This is a genomic window from Pseudomonas sp. 86_A (assembly GCF_017491705.1).
GTDB classification, from domain to species: domain Bacteria; phylum Pseudomonadota; class Gammaproteobacteria; order Pseudomonadales; family Pseudomonadaceae; genus Aquipseudomonas; species Aquipseudomonas koreensis.
On record NZ_JAFGYS010000007.1, the window covers coordinates 62,156 to 79,677 of the forward strand.

Annotated in this window: 20 protein-coding genes; 12 read left to right on the forward strand and 8 right to left on the reverse strand. The window is 60.0% G+C overall.

The window, feature by feature from the left end:
* Nucleotides 1-150: 150 nt before the first annotated feature.
* On the reverse strand, nucleotides 151-1,086 hold the full coding sequence (locus J5M57_RS12125) for a chemotaxis protein CheV (RefSeq protein WP_025113180.1): 936 nt from the start codon (nucleotides 1,084-1,086) through the stop codon (nucleotides 151-153).
* A 453-nt stretch (nucleotides 1,087-1,539) separates the two neighbouring features.
* Between J5M57_RS12125 and J5M57_RS12130 the strand changes: the two genes are divergently transcribed.
* From J5M57_RS12130 to J5M57_RS12140, 3 genes are all read left to right on the forward strand, one after another.
* A complete protein-coding gene (locus tag J5M57_RS12130; RefSeq protein ID WP_207848138.1) occupies nucleotides 1,540-2,010 on the forward strand; it encodes a hypothetical protein in 471 nt (156 codons plus the stop codon).
* A 490-nt stretch (nucleotides 2,011-2,500) separates the two neighbouring features.
* Complete coding sequence (locus J5M57_RS12135) at nucleotides 2,501-3,394, forward strand: sensor histidine kinase (protein WP_064588505.1); 894 nt, start codon at nucleotides 2,501-2,503, stop codon at nucleotides 3,392-3,394.
* Entirely contained in the window at nucleotides 3,391-4,050 is a 660-nt protein-coding gene (locus J5M57_RS12140) for a response regulator transcription factor (RefSeq protein ID WP_169841986.1), read from the forward strand. The genes J5M57_RS12135 and J5M57_RS12140 overlap by 4 nt, the downstream gene beginning before the upstream one ends.
* On the opposite strand, the gene yegS is transcribed toward J5M57_RS12140, so the two are convergent.
* Nucleotides 4,034-4,951: a lipid kinase YegS gene (gene yegS / locus J5M57_RS12145; RefSeq protein WP_169841987.1), complete on the reverse strand. Its 918-nt coding sequence runs from the start codon at nucleotides 4,949-4,951 to the stop codon at nucleotides 4,034-4,036. The genes J5M57_RS12140 and yegS overlap by 17 nt on opposite strands.
* A 318-nt stretch (nucleotides 4,952-5,269) precedes the next feature.
* Here yegS and J5M57_RS12150 point away from each other — a divergent pair, with 318 nt between their 5' ends.
* Nucleotides 5,270-5,578: a hypothetical protein gene (locus J5M57_RS12150; protein ID WP_169842425.1), complete on the forward strand. Its 309-nt coding sequence runs from the start codon at nucleotides 5,270-5,272 to the stop codon at nucleotides 5,576-5,578.
* A 56-nt stretch (nucleotides 5,579-5,634) separates the two neighbouring features.
* Here J5M57_RS12150 and glp read toward each other — a convergent pair whose 3' ends face one another.
* On the reverse strand, nucleotides 5,635-6,861 hold the full coding sequence (gene glp / locus J5M57_RS12155) for a gephyrin-like molybdotransferase Glp (RefSeq protein ID WP_207848137.1): 1,227 nt from the start codon (nucleotides 6,859-6,861) through the stop codon (nucleotides 5,635-5,637).
* Entirely contained in the window at nucleotides 6,845-7,384 is a 540-nt protein-coding gene (gene moaB, locus J5M57_RS12160) for a molybdenum cofactor biosynthesis protein B (protein ID WP_064588509.1), read from the reverse strand. Before moaB ends, glp begins: the two co-directional genes overlap by 17 nt.
* Nucleotides 7,385-7,464: 80 nt before the next feature.
* Here moaB and mobA point away from each other — a divergent pair, with 80 nt between their 5' ends.
* On the forward strand, nucleotides 7,465-8,067 hold the full coding sequence (gene mobA, locus J5M57_RS12165) for a molybdenum cofactor guanylyltransferase MobA (RefSeq protein ID WP_169841989.1): 603 nt from the start codon (nucleotides 7,465-7,467) through the stop codon (nucleotides 8,065-8,067).
* Between the two features lie 78 nt (nucleotides 8,068-8,145).
* Nucleotides 8,146-8,367: a YgdI/YgdR family lipoprotein gene (locus J5M57_RS12170; protein ID WP_064588511.1), complete on the forward strand. Its 222-nt coding sequence runs from the start codon at nucleotides 8,146-8,148 to the stop codon at nucleotides 8,365-8,367.
* Between the two features lie 76 nt (nucleotides 8,368-8,443).
* On the opposite strand, the gene J5M57_RS12175 is transcribed toward J5M57_RS12170, so the two are convergent.
* The 3 genes from J5M57_RS12175 to J5M57_RS12185 all read right to left on the reverse strand — a co-directional run bounded on the left by J5M57_RS12175 (nucleotide 8,444) and on the right by J5M57_RS12185 (nucleotide 10,133).
* The gene (locus tag J5M57_RS12175; RefSeq protein ID WP_169841990.1) at nucleotides 8,444-9,334 is read right to left on the reverse strand and encodes a pseudouridine synthase; all 891 of its coding nucleotides are present in this window, start codon (nucleotides 9,332-9,334) and stop codon (nucleotides 8,444-8,446) included.
* Nucleotides 9,335-9,414: 80 nt separating this feature from the next.
* A complete protein-coding gene (locus J5M57_RS12180) occupies nucleotides 9,415-9,732 on the reverse strand; it encodes a hypothetical protein (RefSeq protein ID WP_064588512.1) in 318 nt (105 codons plus the stop codon).
* Between the two features lie 164 nt (nucleotides 9,733-9,896).
* A complete protein-coding gene (locus tag J5M57_RS12185) occupies nucleotides 9,897-10,133 on the reverse strand; it encodes a glutaredoxin family protein (protein WP_207848136.1) in 237 nt (78 codons plus the stop codon).
* Nucleotides 10,134-10,334: 201 nt separating this feature from the next.
* Here J5M57_RS12185 and J5M57_RS12190 point away from each other — a divergent pair, with 201 nt between their 5' ends.
* A complete protein-coding gene (locus tag J5M57_RS12190; protein WP_083368328.1) occupies nucleotides 10,335-12,047 on the forward strand; it encodes a monovalent cation:proton antiporter-2 (CPA2) family protein in 1,713 nt (570 codons plus the stop codon).
* On the opposite strand, the gene J5M57_RS12195 is transcribed toward J5M57_RS12190, so the two are convergent.
* A complete protein-coding gene (locus J5M57_RS12195) occupies nucleotides 12,044-13,252 on the reverse strand; it encodes an ammonium transporter (RefSeq protein WP_102354008.1) in 1,209 nt (402 codons plus the stop codon). The genes J5M57_RS12190 and J5M57_RS12195 overlap by 4 nt on opposite strands.
* Nucleotides 13,253-13,556: 304 nt before the next feature.
* Between J5M57_RS12195 and J5M57_RS12200 the strand changes: the two genes are divergently transcribed.
* The 5 genes from J5M57_RS12200 to J5M57_RS12220 all read left to right on the forward strand — a co-directional run bounded on the left by J5M57_RS12200 (nucleotide 13,557) and on the right by J5M57_RS12220 (nucleotide 17,288).
* The gene (locus J5M57_RS12200; protein ID WP_064588516.1) at nucleotides 13,557-13,871 is read left to right on the forward strand and encodes a YqjD family protein; all 315 of its coding nucleotides are present in this window, start codon (nucleotides 13,557-13,559) and stop codon (nucleotides 13,869-13,871) included.
* Nucleotides 13,872-13,873: 2 nt separating this feature from the next.
* Nucleotides 13,874-14,260, forward strand: a complete 387-nt coding sequence (locus J5M57_RS12205; RefSeq protein WP_064588517.1) for a phage holin family protein — start codon at nucleotides 13,874-13,876, stop codon at nucleotides 14,258-14,260.
* The gene (locus J5M57_RS12210) at nucleotides 14,257-14,595 is read left to right on the forward strand and encodes a hypothetical protein (RefSeq protein ID WP_064588518.1); all 339 of its coding nucleotides are present in this window, start codon (nucleotides 14,257-14,259) and stop codon (nucleotides 14,593-14,595) included. Before J5M57_RS12205 ends, J5M57_RS12210 begins: the two co-directional genes overlap by 4 nt.
* A 124-nt stretch (nucleotides 14,596-14,719) precedes the next feature.
* Entirely contained in the window at nucleotides 14,720-15,883 is a 1,164-nt protein-coding gene (locus tag J5M57_RS12215; RefSeq protein WP_207848135.1) for an EAL domain-containing protein, read from the forward strand.
* Nucleotides 15,884-15,959: 76 nt separating this feature from the next.
* The gene (locus J5M57_RS12220) at nucleotides 15,960-17,288 is read left to right on the forward strand and encodes a deoxyguanosinetriphosphate triphosphohydrolase (RefSeq protein ID WP_207848134.1); all 1,329 of its coding nucleotides are present in this window, start codon (nucleotides 15,960-15,962) and stop codon (nucleotides 17,286-17,288) included.
* The last annotated feature ends 234 nt before the right edge of the window (nucleotides 17,289-17,522 follow it).

Genomic DNA, 17,522 nt, shown 5'->3' on the forward strand with positions numbered 1-17,522 from the left:
GAATCAAAGGCTGATGCACGCCCCTGCAAAGATAGTTTGTGGCGAGGGGATTCATCCCCGATGGGGCGCGAAGCGGCCCCACTCGCAACAACAAAGCAGGACTGCTGCGCAGTCCGTCGGGAATAAATCCCCTCGCTATAGGACGTTTCTTCAGGCCGGCACTTCATCGAGCATCAGACGCTGGCGCACCACGTCGACCAGCTTGTCTGGCTGAAACTTGGAGAGGAAGTTGTCGCAGCCGACCTTCTTCACCATCGAGTCGTTGAAGCTGCCGGACAGCGAGGTATGCAGCACCACGTACAGCCCACGCAGACGTGGGTCGTTGCGGATTTCGGTGGTCAGGCGATAACCGTCCATTTCCGGCATTTCCGCGTCGGTGAACACCATCAGCAGCTTGTCGGTCATGTTCACGCCGGTATCGGCCCAGGCCTTGAGCATGTTCAGCGCCTTCAGGCCATCGCTGGCGATGTGCATTTTTACCCCGAGCTGGCCGAGGGTGTCGCGCAATTGCGACAGCGCGACGTTGGAGTCGTCCACCAGTAGCACTTCACGACCGCGGGCACGCTCCAGCACCGGATCATCGAGCTTGTCGCGCGAGACCTTGGCGTTGTACGGGACGATTTCGGCGAGGACTTTCTCGACGTCGATGATTTCCACCAGTTGCTCGTCGACCTTACTGATCGCAGTCAGGTAATGCTGGCGTCCGGCGCTGGTCGGCGGCGGCAGGATGGCTTCCCAGTTCATGTTGACGATGCGATCCACGCCACCGACGAGGAAGGCCTGCACCGAACGGTTGTACTCGGTGACGATGATGGTGCTGTTCGGACCCGGCACCAGCGGGCGCATGCCGATCGCCTGGGATAGGTCGATCACCGGCAGCGTCTGGCCGCGCAGGTTGACCACGCCGCAGACAAACGGGTGGCGCTGCGGCATCAGGGTCAGCTTCGGCAGTTGCAGAACTTCCTGAACCTTGAACACGTTGATCGCGAACAATTGGCGTCCGGCCAGTCGAAACATGAGAATTTCCAGGCGATTCTCACCCACCAGTTGCGTGCGTTGGTCTACCGTGTCGAGAATGCCGGCCATCAATGACTCCTGGGCTTGTTCTGATGAATTCACTAAGAGGGGTTATCGGCTGTTTATGGCGAATCTTGATCCCCGTAAAAATTACTATCAAAATGCCATACACGAGCATTGATGTCACATTAACATCATGCTTTACTGACCCAGTGTTTTCATCTGCTACATTCTCTTTTGGCGCGACCACGGTTTGCGCCACAGGTTCCCGCGTGTAAGGGAATCCCCTAGTAACAATCAGGCCCAACCTGATGTTCGCAATATCCAATAGCCATTAATGTGACGCCATTCTCATTGCATGAACGGAGTCAGGCTATTGTGTGCGATCGCAGTTCGGTGGAAACGTATCCTCTCGACACCCTCAGTCTGTGCACTTGCACGCCGGGGCGCGGTCTCGCGACGATTCACGATCGTCGACACACACGGCATTCCCTCATCAGACATGACGCTGTGGAGATAAGCATGCCAATCGACCGCAAAGACTGGGCACAACGCTTTCCCGAATTTCTTGTCGAGGCTGAAACACTCCTGGCCAAGTCCGAAGAATGCCTGAGTCACCTGCAACTGATCAGCAACGACAAGGACGCCATCGACTGCATGCGCAGCACCCTGCTCAAGCTTGCGAGCCGGGCTGAAGCGTTGGCACTGGAAGCGATCTCCGAGTTTTCCCTGCACATTCACAGCCTGCTCAATCACGCACCGGATCACATTGATCTGCACGCCCAGGCCCTGGATGCGCTCAAGGATTGTTTCACCCTGATGGCCTGGCAAATCGAGCTGGTCGATCAGAACACCGGCCAGTTGAGTCTGGATAACAGCGAGCAGACATCCCTGATCGAAGCCTTTGCATTCCAGGTCAGTCAAAGCCAGTTTCAACCGCAACTCTCGACCCCTTCGCCATTGCTTGCGTCCTACTCGGAGCGCCAGGCCTGATTTGCCGCTATCAATGCGTAAATCGAGGTTGTAGATCCGGATTGCTGAATGTCGCAAATGAATAGTTCATACCTGCCAGCGACAAACCGAACTAAATAATCACACCTGACAGTCGCGGATATTTTCCCGCCGCCTCAGGGTTTGCCTGTGTCTGTATAACGAGCAACTTCAGGCAATATCGGTATCCATCGAGCAGAATAAAGCGAGTTTTCTCCATAATGGAACTCACGTCCAACAGGGCGTTTTCCTGACTCATTGGACATATATGGCAAACGCGACCAACGGTATCTTAAGTGGTATTATGCCGACCATTAGTTGCTCCCAATTAATGGCATAGTGATTCAGTGACAGGCATCCACCGAAGTTGGCGGTCAATATCGTTCACTGAACCTCGTTAAAATCAATAACATAATTGACAGCATTTTCAGACAGAGATCCGCCCGCCACCGGCCGGTCTACCCGCAGCGAACATCCATTGGCTCCATCCGTTATGTACGCCAGCCTCAAGTCAATCACCACATGGCCACCCTCCCGGGAAAATGCACGCCGGTTCACACTCATATTGTGTGTCATCGCCACCGTCGGCAGCCTGCTGACCTATGGTCTGTCCGCGCCACTGTCATTGGGTCTGCTGCTGTTGAACGTGGCCGCCACCGCGTGTGTATGGGTGCAATATCGGCTGTCGCGCAAATCGATCAAGTTCCAGCCCCAGGAACTCGCGGACCGTCTACTCGAAGTTCAGGAAAACGAGCGGCACCGTCTCAGCCGCGAACTGCATGACGATATCGGCCAGTTGCTGACCGCCGCCAAGCTGCAAAGCGAGTGGCTCAAGAGACGCCTGCCGCAGGATCTGCAAGAGCAATGCTCGACACTCTGCGACACCCTTGAAGAAACCCTGAACAAGGTGCGCGATGTGTCAGCCATTCTCAATCCGCGGCAACTGACCAGCCTCGGCCTCGAAGCCAGCCTGCGCGCGCACCTGCTCAAGACGCTGGCCAACTCCTCGGTCCACTGGAGCCTCGACTGCCAGCAGCGACTCAATGGCATCCCGGAAGAAATGGCGGTCGCCGCTTTTCGCATTACCCAGGAAGCGGTCACCAACATTCTGCGTCACGCGCAGGCGAAAAACCTGCTGATCCGCGTACAACGCCTGCCGCAAGGCCTGACGTTGTTCATCAGCGACGATGGTCTGGGATTTGCGCCTGCCGCCGACCCGGGCCGCGAAGGACAACGTGGCATGGCCGGGATGGCCGAGCGAATCGAACAGCTGGGCGGCACGCTGAATGTCATCAGCGAGCCGGGCAAAGGCACTCAAATCGAAGCACTATTCCCCTGGGCGCCCCGTGCACTCGAGCGGGCCAGTACGAATAAGGTTATGCGTTGACTTGTAACTTACTTCTGGTGGATGACCACTCGCTGATCAGGGCCGGCGTGCGCGCTCTGGTGCTCGACATTCCCGGTTACGCGGTCGTTGGCGAAGCCAGCGATGGCTCGCAGTTGCTCGAAATGGTCGAGCAACTGACGCCTGACATCGTGTTGCTGGATATCTCGATGAAGGAAACCGGTGGACTGGAAGCCCTGCAACGGCTCAAGCGGGTGCGCCCACAGAGCAAGGTGCTGATCCTGTCGATGCACACCGATCCGGCGTTGATCATGCAGGCACTGGAATCCGGTGCGCACGGTTATCTACTCAAGGACACCACAGCCACCGAGCTTGAACACGCCCTTGAAGCCCTGCGCAACAACGAGCGCTACCTGAGCCCGGCGATTGCTCATACCGTGATCAACCAGGCACTGACCCGCACGCAGAAAAACCAGCCGGAAGTGGCCGACACGCACAATCTGACAGCACGTCAGCTGGAAATCCTGCGGTTGATCGTGCGTGGCAAGTCCACCCGGGAAATCGCCAACGGCCTGGGCCTGAGCATCAAGACCGTCGAAACCCACCGCTCGCAGATCATGAAACGCCTGCAGATCTACGATGTGGCGGGTCTGGTGCTGTTCGCAGTGCGCGAGCAGATCATCAGTCTCGACGACTGATCGACCGGGCGCCGCCCAGCAACGGCGAATGCTCGGGCAAATGCACCTGCAAGGCGCCCGGACGTGCCTCGAAGCGCAGGCTGTCGCCTTCCAGCGGCTCGCCATCAAGATTGATGCTCAGGCCCTCGGCGACCTTGATTTCAACCCAGGGTAACCGGGCCCGGACAAACATATTGTCGAGGCCGAAGCCGTCACTGAGCAGACTTTTCAGCGTGCCGACCAGCTCCTGCGGCGCCGGCAGGATGCTGATATCCAGCAGCCCGTCATCCGCCAGGGCTTGCGGACACAATTCATGCCCGCCACCTGCCTGGCGACCGTTGCCGATGCCCAGCGCCAGCAACTCGCCACTCCAGTGAAAATCCGGCCCCTGCAGTTCGCCGTAGGCCGCATGCAACTCACTGAAACGCGACAGACCGGTAAACAGATAGGCCGCCCCGCCGAGCACCTTTTTCAGGTCTTCAGAGGTATTGGCCGTGACCTGGCTGCCAAAACCACCCGTCGCCATGTTAAGGAAGATCTGCTCGCCGACTGCGCCCAGATCAATGTTTCGCGGTGGCACATCCAGCAGCTCCAGGGCTTCGGCCGGCTCCAGCGGGATCCCGGCAGCGCGGGAAAAATCGTTGGCCGTCCCCAACGGCAACAGCACCAGGCTGGCCTGGTGCGAATGGGCGGCGAGCGCCTCGGCAATATCGCGCAACGTGCCATCGCCGCCGCCGGCAATAATCTGTTTGTAGCCAGCCGCCAGTCCCTCGTGCACCAACCGCTGCGCATCACCGGCCTCCCAGGTCAGCCGTACCGCCAGCTCCCAGCCCTGCTTGCGCTTTCCTTCGACGGCAGCGCGAACCGCCTCATTGAGTGCCTGCTTGCCATGCAGAATCAACAGCGCCTTGCGTTCACTCATAACGGTCACTCCCCAAGATTGAATCGGTATGAACTATCTTGACCACTGACGCACGCAAAAAAGCCGCAAGATTCACTTTTAATTCAAGCGTCTGACCTGCAGCGTCCTACACAGCGGTATTTTTTCTTACAACATGTGAGGAATCGGCTCAATTGACCCATCACGATCATTGATTCACCGTGTGCAGGTGGCATCAATCTTCGATTTAACAACACAAGGATGTGCAGGTAATGAGTGGATACACCCTCGGGGCTGGCAACTGTTTGAATCATGGAAAGGTTAGCGAGCTGACATTTGAAACAGCTGACGGACATTTCCATGCACAGCCATGAAGCCAGAATTTCAACCAGTCCGGTCGCCCCCCTTAATGAAAGCCGCGCCAGTCACACACCCGATTTCAAAAAGAGCGCTAGAAGCACTGGAGATGTAGATATGGAACCGCGTGTGACCGAACTGGAAACCCACCTCAAATACATTCGCCGGGACATGGACGAAGTCCGCAGTGATGTCAAAACCATCAAACACCGTCTCGCCTATTCGGCAGGTGCCATGGCCGTTGTTTTGGGGTTGCTGGGCTGGGTTGCCAACAGCCGGTTCGATCAGTTGGTCACACTGATGAGCCATTGATCGGGGAATGCAGGCATCGACGCTGTATGGGTCGAGCCTGCACTGGCTGGACGGGATCAGCCGAGCAGATCACTCAGAGGAATGAAGACGACTTGATCGCCTTCTACCAGCGTCCGGCCCTCCCTCACTTCGACCAATCCATCGGCCCAGGCTGCACTGCGCAACACCCCTGAGCTTTGATTGCGGTAGATGATTGCCTGCCCCTGCTCAAGTCGGCCCCGCAAATATTCACGCCGATTACCGGCCACCGGCCAGACGAAACCTGCCGGTACCGTGAACTTCAGCGGCTCGACATCCTGCACACCCTGACGGCGCAACAGGTAGGGCCGCGTGAGCAAGGCAAAAGTCACCAGCGTCGAAGCCGGGTTACCCGGCAGACCAATGACCGGCACGTGACGGAAATGACCGAACGTCAGCGGTTTTCCCGGTTTGATGGCCAGTTTCCACAGCGCCAGCTCGCCTTCTTCCCGCAACGCGATGCCAAGGAAGTCCGCTTCGCCAACCGAGACGCCGCCCGTCGAGAGGATCAGGTCGACATCCTGCAAGTCGCCCAGACGGGCACGGGTAGTTTCCAGATTATCCGGGAGAATGCCGGCATCGATCACTTCGCATCCCAGGCGCTGCAGCCAACTGCACAACACCACCCGATTGCTGTTGTAGATCTGCCCCGGCCCCAACGCCTGGCCAGGCTCGACCAGCTCATCCCCGGTGGACAGCACCGCCACCCGCACCTTGCGCACCACGTTCAACCCGGCGCACCCCAACGACGCTGCCAAACCTTGCTCGATCGGTCCCAACCGGGTGCCTGCCGGCAGGATCAACTCACCGACGGTGGTTTCCTGGCCCTGCGGGCGAATGTTCTGGCCGACGCTCATGGTTTCGGTAAAACGCACCCGGCCATCGTCCTGAACCTCGGCGTTTTCCTGCATCTGCACGCAATCCGCTCCGGCAGGCACAGGCGCACCAGTGAAGATTCGCGCACAGGTGCCGGGCTTCAATGCTTCGGGCGCCTGCCCGGCGAACACCTTCTGACTGACAGGCAGCGGTTCTCCGGTCCAGTCAGCCAGGTTCAGCGCGTAACCATCCATGGCACTGTTTGGCCAGGGCGGCAGGTCGAGTGTCGAGATCAAGTCGTCGGCCAGCACCCGCCCCTCGACCTCAGCCAACGGCAGGAACTCGTGCTCGACAATCGGCGTGGCATCGGCCATTGCCAGCAGGCGAACCAGTGCATCTTCAACAGGCATCAGGCTGCCGGTCTTGCCCGGCTTACCCACGGGATTCACAAGGCGCCGCCTGTTTCAGGTGCGTTACGAAGTTGCATGGACGGTGCCGCGAATCCAGTTGCTCCGCCAGAATGCCGTCCCAACCGGTGCGCACGGCATTGGTCGAACCGGGCAGGCAGCACACCAGGGTGCCATTGGCCAGACCGGCGAGCGCCCGCGATTGCACGGTCGATGTTCCGATATCCGCCACCGATATCTGGCGGAACAATTCACCAAATCCGTCGACCTGCTTGTCGAGCAGGCACGCCACGGCTTCCGGCGTGCTGTCACGCCCGGTGAAACCGGTGCCGCCGGTAATCAGCACGACCTGCACCACGTCTTCGGCAATCCAGTGGGCCACTTGCGCACGGATCTTGTACAGATCATCTTTGAGCAGGACCCGTTCCGCCAGGCGATGACCGGCAGCGGTCAGACGGTCGACAAAGACCTGGCCTGAGGTGTCGGTTTCCAGGGTTCGGGTATCACTGACAGTCAGCACCGCAATGTTCAGCGGTGCAAAAGGTACATCGGCCTTGGCTTTCATTAGGCTCGTCCAGTTGTAGGGGAAACAGCCCGGTGTTATATCACAGCGCCTGAATTTTTCGCCGCCCACTGGAGAGCCGCATGACCTCGAATACGCCATTGCCCCCCTGCTCCATTCTGCTCCTGGCGGGAGGACGCGGGCAGCGCATGGGCGGCCAGGACAAGGGTCTGATCGAATGGCAGGGTGAACCACTGATAGCGCATCTGCAGCGCAAGGTGCGGCCGCTGACCGAAGACCTGATCATCTCCTGCAACCGCAATCATGAACGTTATGCGGCGTTCGCCGACCAACTGGTGAGTGATGAAGAAGGCGACTTTCCCGGACCATTGGCCGGGATCCTCGCCGGGCTCAAGGCTGCGCGCTTGCCACAGCTGCTGGTCCTGCCCTGCGACGTACCGCGCATTGACGCTGAACTGCTGCACGGCATGCGCGAAACCGCCGCCCGGTTTCCTGAAAAACCTTTAATGTTGCGTCATGACGACCACTGGGAGCCCCTGCTGTGCGTGATTCCGGTGGCCCTGCTGCCCGCCTTCGAAGCCGCCTGGAACGCTGGTGAGCGCAGCCCCGGCCGGATCATGCGCAACCTCGACGCCACGGCCCTGCAATGCCCGGACAATGACCCGCGACTGGCCAACCTGAACACCCCCGAACTGTTAAATGCGCATAACACTGTGTCAGACTGACAGCATTCAAGGAACTCTCACGCCTTGTATACGTCTCAAGCTCAGTAACCAAAAGTATTCCCATTCGGAGACACACTCATGACTCAACGGACCCTCGCCACTTTCATGCTCGCACTGGGCCTGGCAACGCTCGCTGGTTGCTCCTCGCCAACAGTGATCACCTTGAATGACGGTCGCGAAATCCAGGCCGTCGACACCCCGAAATACGACGAAGATTCGGGCTTCTACGAGTTCAAACAGCTCGACGGCAAAGAGACCCGCCTCAACAAGGATCAGGTTCGTACCGTTAAAGAGCTGTAAGCTTCAGGTCGATACCGGATACAGAAAAGCCCGCATTGCTGCGGGCTTTTTCATGGGCGCGGAAAAGCGGGTGACATCACCACTGCAGGGTGATCTGGCTCTCGAATGAACGCTCTTCACCCGTTACCGGGTCGACAAACCGCAGCCCCTGCGCCAGCAGCTTCAACGGATTGGCGTAGTCATCCTCAGCGTCTTTCAACACGTCTGGATAAAACGGGTCATTGCAGATGCTGGCCCCCAACGCGGTCATGTGCACCCGCAACTGATGCTTCTTGCCGGTCACCGGGTACAGGCCGTAGCGCCACAGATCACCGTTCTTTTCCCGCACTTCCACCGCCGTTTCCGTATTGGCGACACCCGGCCCTTCCTGCATGCGGAAAAACGGTTCACCGTCGACCAGTCGGCTTTTGTGCACCAGGGGAAACTCCAGCTCAGGCAGCGCACGGGCGATCGCTTCATAGCGTTTATCGATCTGCCGCGTCGGGAACAACGACTGATAAGCCGAACGGGTCTGCGGGTTGGCCGAGAAAATCACCAGCCCTGCCGTGTGCCGGTCGATGCGGTGCAGCGGCACCAGATGCGGGTTGTCCAGGCGCCGGATCAGTCGGCGCAGCAACGTCTGCTCGACATACTCGCCGGCCGGTGTCACTGGCAGGAAATGCGGCTTGTCCGCCACCACCAGATGTTCGTCCGCATACAGGATCGACTCGAGTACCGGGATCGGCTTCTCATCCGGCACTTCACGGAAGTAGTGAATGCGCAGGCCTTCCTTGTATGGCAGGTCAAGCGCAATCGGCTGGCCCTGGCCATCCAGCACCCGCCCGCGGGCGATCCGGTCCAGCCATTGCTCGCGACTGATCGCCCTGAAATGCTCACACAGGCAATCAAGCACGGTCAGCCAGGTGCCCGGCGGCAGGTAAAGGGTGCTGGCCTGATTTTGAGCAGCGGAAAATGTTGGTGTGGACATACGGAAATTCGAACCCTCAATGCAGGCCGGCATTATCCAACACCGAGCGATACGAACCTAGCGCAGATTCCCTGCCCGCCTCAGGCCGGGATCGCCTTCAGCGCTGCGGCTTCGGTGAATTCCTTGAGCCAGCGCAGCACATCGACCGCCTCCCAACGCCCCGGGTCATACAAGGCGTACAACAACCCCTGATAACCGACCACGTCCAGTTGCTTGTGATAACCGGCACGCTGGAACAGCGCCTCGATTTCGGCAAAGCAGGTGTTGAAGTGCAGTTTGTTGAAAGGCGTCTTGCCCTCCGTGACCAGCCCGTCCAAGCGCAGCTCGAGGACCGCCTCGCGCACCACGTCAACCGACATCCGGTTCACGCTGTTCTTCAACTGTTCGACATTGACCACGGTTCGTCCCTCTGACTGCCGGATTCACCTGCTCAGGTCATCCAAAGCAGCAGGCCCATCCAATTACTGTATGCGCATACAGTAACCGAATAAACCGCAGAGTGCCAAGGGAACGATGCCCGTCACGACCAGCGGAAACCGTGGCGCGTCAGCGAACAGACGGCTCAGCTCAGGAAGTCCACTACCTGATCGGCATTGAACGGCCAGCCCAGTTCCGCACCGGTATCGACCCGGCGCAGCAGCGGAATCCGCAGGCTGTAAGCCTCGAACCAGGATTCATCATCGGCAATATCCACCAGTTCCACCAGCAGCCCATGCTCGACAAGCGGCATCAACTCGGCCTCTGCCAACTCACACAGATGGCATCCCAAGGTGCCGAACAACTGACATTCAGGAGGCATGATCGATCAACCGGAAAAATGAGCGTTCATTCTAGGCCTGCCTCGAAAACCCGTCGAGCCGCAGCAACACAAAGGCCCGAACACGGCGAAGAATCAGCAAAAGCCTGACGCAAATCAGCTCGGCCAAACGCCAATCAGGCGATGCTCCCGGGCTTTTTGCCTCTACGCTTGAGAAGCCTGAGCCCGACATCGGAGTGCCTTGTGTTTGCCAACCTGCTGATCATCCTCGCCTCATCCCTGGTGATGATTGCCCTGTTCCGCCGTCTGCGCTTGCCGCCGGTGCTGGGCTATCTCTGCGTGGGCCTGATGGTGGGGCCGACCGCGTTCAACTGGGTCAACGAGAGCGAGCACCTGCCGGACGTGGCCGAACTGGGCGTGGTGTTCCTGTTGTTCTCGCTGGGCCTGGAGTTTTCCCTGTCGAAAATGATCGCGCTACGCCAAGTGGTGTTTCGTCTGGGCAGCCAGCAAGTCTTGCTCAGCACCGGACTGCTGGGGCTGGTGCTGATCCTGCTGGGCATGCCAGTGACTCCGGCCCTGTTACTCGGCGCCGGGCTGTCGTTGTCGTCGACGGCGATAGTCACCAAGGAGTTGAGCAGTCTGGGCGAAGTGTTCAGCAGTCACGGGCAGAACGCGGTCGGGGTCTTGCTGTTTCAAGACGTGGTCGCGGTGTTGTTGCTGACCCTGGTGCCGGTGTTCGCCGGGAGCAGCGCGCAAGCCTGGTATTGGGCCTTGCCGCTGACGCTGGTGAAAACCGTGGTGCTGTTTTTCGGTCTGCTGCTGGCCAGCCGCTGGTTGCTGCCACGGCTGTTCCATGAAGTGGCTGCATCGCGCTCGGCGGAATTGTTCGTACTGCTGGCGCTGGTGATTGTGCTGCTGACCGCATGGTTGACGCACCTGTTGGGCCTGTCCCCTGCCCTTGGCGCTTTTCTGGCCGGCATGCTGCTGGGCGAGAGCCATTATCGTCATCAGATCGAGGCCGACATCCGGCCCTTTCGCGACATTCTGCTCGGGGTGTTTTTCGTCAGCATCGGCATGCTGATCGACCTGCAACTGTTCGTCAGCCACAGCCTGTTGATTCTCGGCCTGACCCTCGGCCTGATGCTGATCAAAGGCACGGTCGTGGCGCTGCTGGTGAAGTGGCGCGGCAGCGATCACGAAACCGCCTGGCGCAGCGGCCTGGCCCTGGCCCAGGGTGGTGAGTTCTGCTTTGCCCTGATGGCACAGATGCAGCAGAACAAGATGCTGCCTGCCGAATTGGGCGCCCTGTTGCTGGCGGCAACGTTCTGCTCGATGCTGCTGACCCCGTTGTTGCTGCGCGCGGCACCGAAAATTGCATTGCGCCTGCACCGCAAGCCGAACCAGGAAGCGCAAATCGAAGAGATCAGTGCGCTCAACGCCGGTTTGAATAAACACGTGGTGATCTGTGGCTACGGCCGTGTCGGCCAGTCCATCGGTCGCTTCATGCGCAACGCCCATCAGCCTTATATCGCGTTGGACAACGATCCGGTGCGGGTGCAGGAAGCCGCGTCCGGCGAAAGCGAGGTGCATTACGGCGACTCGTCGCGCGGCGATCTGTTGACTGCCGTCGGCCTGTTGCGCGCCCGGCTGCTGGTGATCGCCGTGGACCAGAGCGACATCAGCCTGCGAATCCTCAAGGAGGCCCGCAGGCTCAATGCGCAGATCCCGATTCTGGTGCGCACTCGCGACGACAGCCAATGGGCCGAACTCAAAGCCGCCGGCGCCACCGAAGTGGTGCCGGAGCTATTGGAGTCGAGCCTGATGCTCGCCTCTCACGCACTGATCATGCTCGGTCTGCCAGCCCATCAGGTGCAAGAGAACGTCGATCAGGTGCGCATCAACCGCTATCGCCTGTTGCACGGTTTTTACCCCGGCACCGACGACAAGGAAACTTAGTCCTGACTCACCGCGCCGATCTTGTGCAGCGACAGGTCGGCGCCGTAATACTCCTGTTCCTGGCTCAGGCGCAGACCATGCAACGCCTTGATCAAACCGTAGACGGCGAATCCGCCGATCAGCGCGACCACCACACCGAGAGCGGTGCCGATCAACTGGCTGATCAGGCTGACACCCCCCAGGCCGCCGAGCGCGCTCTGGCCGAAAATGCCGCAGGCGATGCCGCCCCACACCCCGCACAATCCGTGCAACGGCCAGACCCCCAGCACATCGTCGATACGCCATTTGACCTGCGCCGCGGTAAAGCACCAGACAAACAGCGCACCGGCAATTGCTCCGGTGACTAACGCGCCGACCGGATGCATCAGGTCGGAACCGGCGCAGATCGCCACCAGCCCGGCCAGTGGGCCGTTGTGCAGAAAGCCCGGGTCATTGCGCCCGACAATCAGCGCCGCCACGGTGCCGCCGACCATCGCCATCAACGAGTTGACCGCAACCAGGCCGCTGACGCCCTGCAAGGTTTGCGCGCTCATCACGTTGAAGCCGAACCAGCCGACAATCAGAATCCACGAACCCAGCGCCAGAAACGGAATGCTCGACGGCGCGAATGCCACCAGCCGCCCGTCGCGATAACGGCCGTTGCGCGGACCGAGCAACAGCACGGCGGCCAGCGCCAGCCAGCCGCCCATGGCGTGAACCACCACCGAACCGGCGAAATCATGGAACGCCGCCCCGAACCGCGCCGTCAGCCAGGCTTGCAGACCGTAGTTGCCGTTCCAGATCATGCCTTCGAAAAACGGGTAAATGAACGCCACGATCAGCGCCGTGGCGCAGAGTTGCGGAACGAACCGCGCGCGTTCGGCGATGCCGCCGGAAATGATCGCCGGAATCGCTGCGGCGAAGGTCAGCAAAAAGAAAAACTTCACCAGACCATAACCGTGATCGGCACTCAGCACCGCCGCCGGTTGCATGAAGGTCACCCCGTAGGAGATCCAATAGCCTATAAAGAAATAGGCGAGGGTCGAGACTGCGAAGTCGCTGAGGATCTTCGACAGGGCGTTGACCTGGTTTTTCTGGCGCACCGTGCCGACTTCGAGGAAGGCGAAACCGGCGTGCATCGCCAGCACCATCACCGCACCGATCAGAATGAACAACGTGTTGGAGCTGTGAACCAGCGTGTCCACAGCGCTTTGCAGATTTTCCATAAAGAGGCAGACCTGAAGGCTAAAAAGGCACCAAAGCGGTTCGCGCCGACCATTCACGCACCAAGCTGTGCCACGCCAGGCATCGCACTGGAGCTGCGATGACCCGCTTTGGCGCACAAGGTCGATGTCTGACACGAACCCGGATTATTTGAGTTAAGGTTTTGCAGCCTGTACGCCCGCCAACAGCGCACGGCGGACGCAGAACGCACCACGACATAGCAAAAGCTGTACCAGTCATTTGTACTGAACCTTCGCGCAAGGCTCATACTCGAACGCTTCAAACGCCACTTACGGAGATCCACCCATGGCCAGCATCAAGGCAAAGACTGCTCAAGAAATCCTGATGAACGACTTCCAGACTCTGGTCGCCGACACTGAGCGCTTGCTCGAGCACACCGCGACTCTGGCAGGCGATCAGGCCGATGAGCTGCGCGACCAGATCCATGACAGCCTGCTGCGCGCCCGCGAAACCCTGAAGCAGACCGAAGACACCCTGCGCGATCGCGGCCAGGCCGCCGTCACCGCCACCGAAGACTACGTGTCGGCCAACCCATGGCAGTCGGTAGGCATCGCCGCCGGGGTGGGTTTCCTGATTGGCCTGCTGGCCACTCGGCGCTGATCATGTCGACCGGCGAATCCGGCCTGGGGTCGGGCACATCCTCCTCCACGCGGCGTCTGGGCGCCGCCGTTCTTGGCTTGCTGCACAGCCATGTCGAGCTGTTCGGCATCGAGCTGCAGGAGCAAAAGTCACGCACCGTCAGCCTGCTGCTGTTCGCAGGGCTGGCTTTGGTGTTCGCGTTGCTGTTGCTGGTCGGCCTGTCAGCTTTGGTATTGATCCTGCTGTGGGACACCTATCGCTTGGCCGGGATCATCGGCCTGTGTGTGTTCTACACCCTGGCGGCGATCTTTTGCGCACTGCGCCTCAAGGCCGCGATCTTCGATGAATCCTCACCCTTCCACGGCACCCTGGAAGAATTGGCCAACGATCGGGAGCGCCTGTTGCCATGAGCCTGCCTGAACTGCCACACAACGGCTCACGCCGGGAAATGCGCAAGGCGCTGATCCGCCTGCGCATGGAAATGCATCGCCAGGAAATCCGCCATGAAGCCGGGCAAGTGCTGCAACCCTTGCAGCGCATGCGCGGCATGACGCAAAACCTGCAAGGCGGTTTCGGCATCAAGCACGCGCCACTGTGGGGCGTGGCCGCCGTCACGCTGCTGGGCTTTATCACCGGCAAAGGCGCGAAAAGCGGTGGCGTCGGTGGGCTGACCCGGCTGATACGTCTGGGCACCAGTCTCGGGCCGCTGATCAAACTGGTGATGCTGAGCTCAAGCAAACGCTGAGCCCGTAACATCTGGCTGCATTCTTGCAATACCCGCGGGATGGACGTCCTTATCCGGAGGTCCAATACCGCGCGCCTACCCGGTCGGCGGGTTCATCCAGAACAAGAACGACTAAGGAGGCCCCGTGATCGACGGGCAACCGCTCGCCTGCTTTCAGCCTTTCATCGATACCGCCACCGGACGTATTGCAGGCGTCGAAGCATTGGGTCGCCTGCGCCAGTCGGACGGTCAACTGACCTCGGTCGGGCCATTGTTCGCCAACCCGCGCATACCCGCCATCGCCCTGCGGCGCCTCGACCGGCAGATTCGCGACAATGCCTTGAGCCGTTTGCATGAAGCCCCCGCCGAGTGGTTTCTCAGCCTGAACATGTCGCCGCGCTGGATCAGTCGCCTGCGCGCGGATCAGCCGCTGCCCAGCTTCAAACAGATGCGGCGCCACGGGGTCGATCCGCAACGCATCGTCTTCGAAATCACCGAACTGGGCGGCAACAGCCAGCGCCTGGCCGACGTGGTCGCCCGCTATCGCGACGCCGGTGCACGCATCGCCATCGACGATTTCGGCGCCGGTTATTCGCAGCTCGACCGGGTGCTGGCCTTGCAGCCGGACATTCTCAAACTCGACATGCGCCTGTTTCAGGCGGCGGCACTGGGCGGGCCGAGCAGTGACGTGGTCAAGGCACTCGCGCAAATGGCCGAGAAGACCGGCTGCTGGATCATTGCCGAAGGCGTGGAAACCGAGGCTCAGCTGAATTTCGCCCTCGAATGCGGATCGCGTTATGTGCAGGGCTTTCTGTTCGCCCGGGCGCAGGAGGCGTTCTATGCAACGGATGCCTTCGTGCAGCGTTTCGCCGAACTGCGCCAGCGTTACGTGCGACAGAAGCTGGCCGAACGCGGGCGCCTGATGCAGATGCGCCAGCAACTCGCGGAACTGATGGCGATCCTCCAGACCTGGGCGCAGAGCCACGCGCCGCTCAGTGCGCTGCCCCAACTGACCGACTATCCGTGGCTGCTGCGGTTCTACCAATGCGACCGCCACGGCACGCAACTGACGCCGAACCTTGAGTGGCGCCAGAGCGGCTGGGTTGCCGACAACCGTTACCTGGGGCACAACTGGTCATGGCGTCCGTACTTCTATCATTTGCTGGCCGAAGGCTGGGAAGAGCGACGCCTGACCCTGTCCAATACCTATCGCGATGCCACCAGCAATCAGTATTGCCTGACTGCCGGCCAGTTCTTTGACAACGGCGAACGCCTGCTGCTGATCGATATCGATGCTGCAGGCCTGTAGTTCCGCTTGCAGGTGCAGGCTCGAACCGGGAAGCTAGGGCCACAGTCATCCCAGTCACCGACGGAGAGAACCAGCCTTGGATTGGCAGACCCTGCTCAACCGCGAACGCCTTGGAAAACCGCTGCACAGCCCGCAAGAGCTGGGCCGCAGCCCGTTCCACAAAGACCATGACCGCATCATCTTCTCCGGCGCCTTCCGGCGTCTGGGACGCAAGACCCAAGTGCATCCGGTCTCCAGTAACGACCACATCCACACCCGCCTGACCCACTCGCTGGAAGTCAGTTGCGTGGGCCGTTCGCTGGGCATGCGTGTCGGTGAAACCCTGCGCAACGCCCTGCCCGACTGGTGCGAACCGAGCGACCTGGGCATGGTGGTGCAGTCGGCCTGCCTGGCCCACGACATCGGCAATCCGCCCTTCGGCCATTCCGGTGAGGACGCGATTCGTCACTGGTTCCAGCAAGCGGCCGGGCGCGGCTGGCTCGACGCAATGAGCGAAGCCGAACGCGGGGACTTCCTCAATTTCGAGGGCAACGCGCAAGGTTTCCGGGTGCTGACTCAGCTTGAATACCATCAGTTCGACGGTGGCACCCGCCTGACTTACGCCACCCTTGGCACCTATCTGAAATACCCGTGGACCGCGCGTCATGCTGACTCGCTGGGCTACAAGAAACACAAGTTCGGCTGCTATCAGAGCGAACTGCCGCTGCTGGAGCAGATCGCCCACAAGCTCGGCCTGCCGCAGTTGGAAGACCAGCGCTGGGCGCGTCATCCATTGGTGTATCTGATGGAGGCTGCCGACGACATCTGCTATGCGCTGATCGACCTTGAAGATGGCCTGGAAATGGAGTTGCTGGAGTACGCGGAAGTCGAATCGCTGCTGCTCGGCCTGGTCGGTGATGACCTGCCGGAGACTTATCGCCAGCTCGGCCCGCAGGATTCGCGCCGACGCAAACTGGCGATCCTGCGCGGCAAGGCCATCGAACACCTGACCAATGCCGCCGCCCGGGCGTTCGTCGAGCAGCAGGACGCACTGCTGGCCGGCACCCTGCACGGTGACCTCGTCGAGCACATGCATGGTCCGGCCAAACGTTGCGTGCTCAACGCCAAGGACATCGCCCGCAAGAAGATCTTCCAGGACAAGCGCAAGACGCTGCATGAAATCGGCGCCTACACCACCCTGGAAATTCTCCTCAACGCGTTCTGCGGCGCCGCGCTGGAGCAACACGGTGGTCGCACGCCGTCGTTCAAGAGCCGGCGCATCCTCGACCTGCTGGGCAACAATGCGCCCGATCCCCACGGACCGCTGCACGCGTCCTTTCTGCGCATGATCGACTTCATTGCCGGGATGACCGACAGCTACGCCAGTGACATGGCGCTGGAAATGACCGGTCGCTCCAGTCATTGATCGCACACCTTTCAACCGGTCAGCGCCCCTGCCCGGTTGAGCGGTTTATCCGTTAAACCGCTGATGCTGTAACCCATCGTTGCCAGGATCGAAACGTAAGCCGTTTGACCGCGAAACAACTCAGGAAAACGCTGTTTATTCAACAATCACCATGCAACTTAAACATTCAGTTAAACAAATAACTCCAACACTTCCTTACGCGACAAAGAGCTTGATCGTAGTCGAAATCCTTTA

Excerpts from the sequence above, each read along its gene's own strand:
- J5M57_RS12125 (WP_025113180.1), bottom strand. The coding sequence starts at position 1,086 with ATGGCCGGCATTCTCGACACGGTAGACCAACGCACGCAACTGGTGGGT.
- J5M57_RS12130 (WP_207848138.1), top strand. The coding sequence starts at position 1,540 with ATGCCAATCGACCGCAAAGACTGGGCACAACGCTTTCCCGAATTTCTT.
- J5M57_RS12135 (WP_064588505.1), top strand. The coding sequence starts at position 2,501 with ATGTACGCCAGCCTCAAGTCAATCACCACATGGCCACCCTCCCGGGAA.
- yegS (WP_169841987.1), bottom strand. The coding sequence starts at position 4,951 with ATGAGTGAACGCAAGGCGCTGTTGATTCTGCATGGCAAGCAGGCACTC.
- J5M57_RS12150 (WP_169842425.1), top strand. The coding sequence starts at position 5,270 with ATGCACAGCCATGAAGCCAGAATTTCAACCAGTCCGGTCGCCCCCCTT.
- moaB (WP_064588509.1), bottom strand. The coding sequence starts at position 7,384 with ATGAAAGCCAAGGCCGATGTACCTTTTGCACCGCTGAACATTGCGGTG.
- mobA (WP_169841989.1), top strand. The coding sequence starts at position 7,465 with ATGACCTCGAATACGCCATTGCCCCCCTGCTCCATTCTGCTCCTGGCG.
- J5M57_RS12170 (WP_064588511.1), top strand. The coding sequence starts at position 8,146 with ATGACTCAACGGACCCTCGCCACTTTCATGCTCGCACTGGGCCTGGCA.
- J5M57_RS12175 (WP_169841990.1), bottom strand. The coding sequence starts at position 9,334 with ATGTCCACACCAACATTTTCCGCTGCTCAAAATCAGGCCAGCACCCTT.
- J5M57_RS12185 (WP_207848136.1), bottom strand. The coding sequence starts at position 10,133 with ATGCCTCCTGAATGTCAGTTGTTCGGCACCTTGGGATGCCATCTGTGT.
- J5M57_RS12195 (WP_102354008.1), bottom strand. The coding sequence starts at position 13,252 with ATGGAAAATCTGCAAAGCGCTGTGGACACGCTGGTTCACAGCTCCAAC.
- J5M57_RS12200 (WP_064588516.1), top strand. The coding sequence starts at position 13,557 with ATGGCCAGCATCAAGGCAAAGACTGCTCAAGAAATCCTGATGAACGAC.
- J5M57_RS12205 (WP_064588517.1), top strand. The coding sequence starts at position 13,874 with ATGTCGACCGGCGAATCCGGCCTGGGGTCGGGCACATCCTCCTCCACG.
- J5M57_RS12210 (WP_064588518.1), top strand. The coding sequence starts at position 14,257 with ATGAGCCTGCCTGAACTGCCACACAACGGCTCACGCCGGGAAATGCGC.